The sequence below is a fragment of the Aquiflexum sp. genome (genome assembly GCF_041749095.1).
Taxonomy (GTDB): domain Bacteria; phylum Bacteroidota; class Bacteroidia; order Cytophagales; family Cyclobacteriaceae; genus Aquiflexum.
On record NZ_JBGTCA010000280.1, the window covers coordinates 1 to 3,253 of the forward strand.

Sequence of the window (3,253 nt, forward strand, 5' to 3'; positions counted from 1 at the left end):
AATGTCCAGCCAAACTTCCCACCAAACCACATCGGCCATTTGAGGGAAAGGAATTTCAGGCTCTTGCCAGAATGACTTTAAAGTGGCTTGATGAATAGATTCAAGGTTGGATAAAAGGCTTGCGTTTCTTGGGTTTCCAGAATCAAAATTTCTTTCTACTTGAGAGTAATCATTGATTTTTTCGAGAAAAGTTTTAACTCCTTTTTTAGAAAGAAAAATTGAACTGATAGTTTTTCCCTGACCATCTTCCTCTTTTTCTTGTTTTAAAGAAGCAATTCGGATATCACCTGCCTTCCCTTCGAATTTCGCTACGTCCAAATCAAACCCGGGAAAAGTTTCAAGATCCACATACACAAAATCACCGGGTTCACCCTGCCAAAAATCTAGAAAAGCTTCTTCAAATTCATTCTTCAGCTTATTCCCATGTTTGGTTTGGTCAGGTATCTTCTTTGTAAGAGTAATTGGATTACCAAGGGGAGTATAACTAATTGATTTCGCCTTATTCTCTAAAAAAATATGCTTAAAAAATCCATTCATATTTAGTTGTTAGTAGGTTTCCTTTCTTGCCATAATATATTGATTTACTTTGCCTTCGGTCACATGATCCCTCCCGTGAAGCAGGTAATCCTTCCAGATATCTTCACTGATTTTATACACTTCAGCATAGCTCAATCCTATTGACTTTTTGGAAAGCTCTTCCAGGTTTAATTTATTGTCCAAATCAATCTCCGACATTCTGGATGCATAAATTTTTTGGATTTGATCAACAGTAGGGTTGCCATATTTGATGATATCATCAAACCTTCTGAACAAGGCTGTATCCAGGCTTTCCGGTAAGTTAGTTGCTGCAATTATCAGACTATTGGATCTGTCTTTTTCGATCTGTAGCAAAAAGCTGTTCAAAACCCTTTTGATTTCTCCCACATCCTGTCCTTGGGTTCTTGTACTACCTATGCTATCAAATTCATCAAAGAGATATACTGCCCTGAAATCCACCATGGCATCAAAGATCAATCTTAGTTTGGCGATTGATTCTCCAAGGTACCTACTAATCAAGCCATCCAAGCGGATTACAAATAGAGGCAGCCCCAACTCACCAGCCAATGCATGCGCTGTCATGGTTTTGCCTGATCCCGGAGGACCTACCAACAAAAGCTTACGTCTGGGTTGAAGGTTATGGCTTAATAGTTTATCCAGATGCCTTTGTTCGTGAATGACCTTTTCCAAAGCTTCTTTGATTTCTCCTGAAAGCACCATTTCCTTGAGTTTGATCTCAGGACTCACTAGCTCCAACAAGTCGTTTAGCTCTTTTTGAGCGGCATTTACAGGGAGTCTTCTTACTACAGATTTGGAAGATTTGCTTTTGTCTATGAGTTTTTTTAACTCTTCAGCAAGTGTAACATGACCTTTCCTGGCTTCACTGGCAGCAATTTGCATAGCAGTAGCAAAAAAGCGGGATTCATCCCCCTCTCCAAAAGATTTGATTAAAGTCTTAATTTGTTCTGCCGCTGCCATTTTTGGTTTTTTGTAAAAGTTTTTGGCTCAAAAATCAAACGTAAAGTAATACAATATGTATCAACAAGCCATGAAATTTTCGACAATCTTTTTAAAATCAGCATTTATTTGGTTGACAACATATGTATATTTTTTTAAAAATGTCAACCTATTATTCTAACTTAGTGTTTACATTTAGAAAGAATCTTAAAACGATATTCAATGAAATATCTAGCCCAACGCCTCAAATCAGCCCGCTTGATGAATGGCTTATCCCTGCAAGGTCTGGCAGACCGGATCAATAACTTTGTTACCAAACAAGCCTTAAGTAAATATGAACAGGGGCAGGTCATCCCTGATTCGGAAATGATTGGCTTATTGGCAGATGCCTTGCAGGTCAGACCTGATTATTTCCATGCCAATACTGAAGTGGAATTTGGAGAGATCGAATTCCGCAAACTGAAAAATTATCCCACTAAAGAAAAAAACAGGATCGTGGAAATCGCCAAAAATGAACTTAGCCGCTACATTGAGTTGGAGGAAATATTGGGGATTGAAACCAAGTTTGATAATCCTCTTGAGGGAATGGCAATCAATTCGCAGGCCAATATTGAATTAGCCGCAGAAAAGTTAAGAGATGCTTGGGGATTAGGTAGAGATGCTATTTCCAATGTGATAGAGTTGTTCGAAGATCATCATGTAAAGGTTTTGGAAATTGATTCTACCGAGTCATTTGACGGCTTTTCTACTTGGGTGAATGGCAAGGATATCCCTTTGATTGTTTTGAACAGATCCAAGTTTGAAAACAAATTGGATAGAAAGCGCTTTACTGCGCTACATGAATTAGCGCATCTCCTTTTAGATGTGAATGGGCTTGAAGAAAAGCAAAAGGAAAAATATTGTCATGCTTTTGCGGCAGCCATGTTAATCCCTGCTGCAACCATGAAAAAAGAATTGGGTGGGAATAGGTCTAAATTGTCTTTTCAAGAACTTGCCGCCATGAAGCAACAGTATGGGATTTCGATGCAGGCATTGGTGTATAGGGCAAAAGATTTAGGATTGATATCTGAAAATTACCTCAAACAGTTTTACATTGTTTTTACACAGTTAGGTTACAGATCCAGTGAACCGGTAGCGTATGAAGGAGTAGAGCATTCGAACCGTTTTTCTCAACTCTTGTTCAGGGCATTGGCAGAAGAGTTTATCAGTATCAGCAAAGCAGCTTCACTCAAGAATCAAAAATTGGCTGAGTTTAGGAAGGAAAATCTGGTGATCTGATGGATTGGGCTTCTTTCCCAATAACCTCAGGTTGGGATATTCTATGTTTTTTATTGGGCCATTTAGATAAAAATGGGAAAAAGTGGTAAATGTTGAATCCTTATTTGTAAATTCGTGAAAAATACACAAATAATAATTTATCAATATGATTGAGGAATTCAACTTCGGAAACTTTTGGTCTTTCAAGGACATGCAGACCTTGAATATGACGGCGGCAAAGATCAAGTCCAAGAACAGTCAACTTGACCGCGTGAATGTACTTCCGGTAAGTGAAGACATAAATCTGCTGAAAACCAAAGCCATCTATGGAGCCAATGCTAGTGGAAAAAGTAATGTAATCAAGGCTTTAGTTACTTTTATCCGAATTATCAAGGAGTCTGTAAAAGATGAAAGAATTTTGGAAATGGTCGAATCATTTCAACTTTCTACTGAATCAGCAAATCTTCCGAGCTTTTTTCAAATTATTTTTAGATTAGACGGA

The 3,253-nt window shown here is 38.1% G+C and carries 3 protein-coding genes and 1 pseudogene; 2 read left to right on the forward strand and 2 right to left on the reverse strand.

Annotated elements, in window-relative coordinates; genetic code table 11:
- Both ACEW8O_RS13095 and ACEW8O_RS13100 read right to left on the reverse strand, forming a co-directional pair.
- Positions 1-537 (reverse strand): annotated as a pseudogene (locus tag ACEW8O_RS13095) (hypothetical protein); the annotation flags it as partial.
- Positions 538-546: 9 nt separating this feature from the next.
- A complete protein-coding gene (locus ACEW8O_RS13100; RefSeq protein WP_373495074.1) occupies positions 547-1,515 on the reverse strand; it encodes an AAA family ATPase in 969 nt (322 codons plus the stop codon).
- A 201-nt stretch (positions 1,516-1,716) separates the two neighbouring features.
- On the opposite strand from ACEW8O_RS13100, the gene ACEW8O_RS13105 reads away from it, so the two are divergent.
- Positions 1,717-2,772 (forward strand): helix-turn-helix domain-containing protein, encoded by a 1,056-nt coding sequence (locus ACEW8O_RS13105; RefSeq protein WP_373495075.1) that lies wholly within the window; start codon positions 1,717-1,719, stop codon positions 2,770-2,772.
- 145 nt (positions 2,773-2,917) lie between these two features.
- Positions 2,918-3,253, forward strand: a 336-nt coding sequence (locus ACEW8O_RS13110; RefSeq protein WP_373495076.1) for an ATP/GTP-binding protein, incomplete at its 3' end; no start/stop codon positions are given.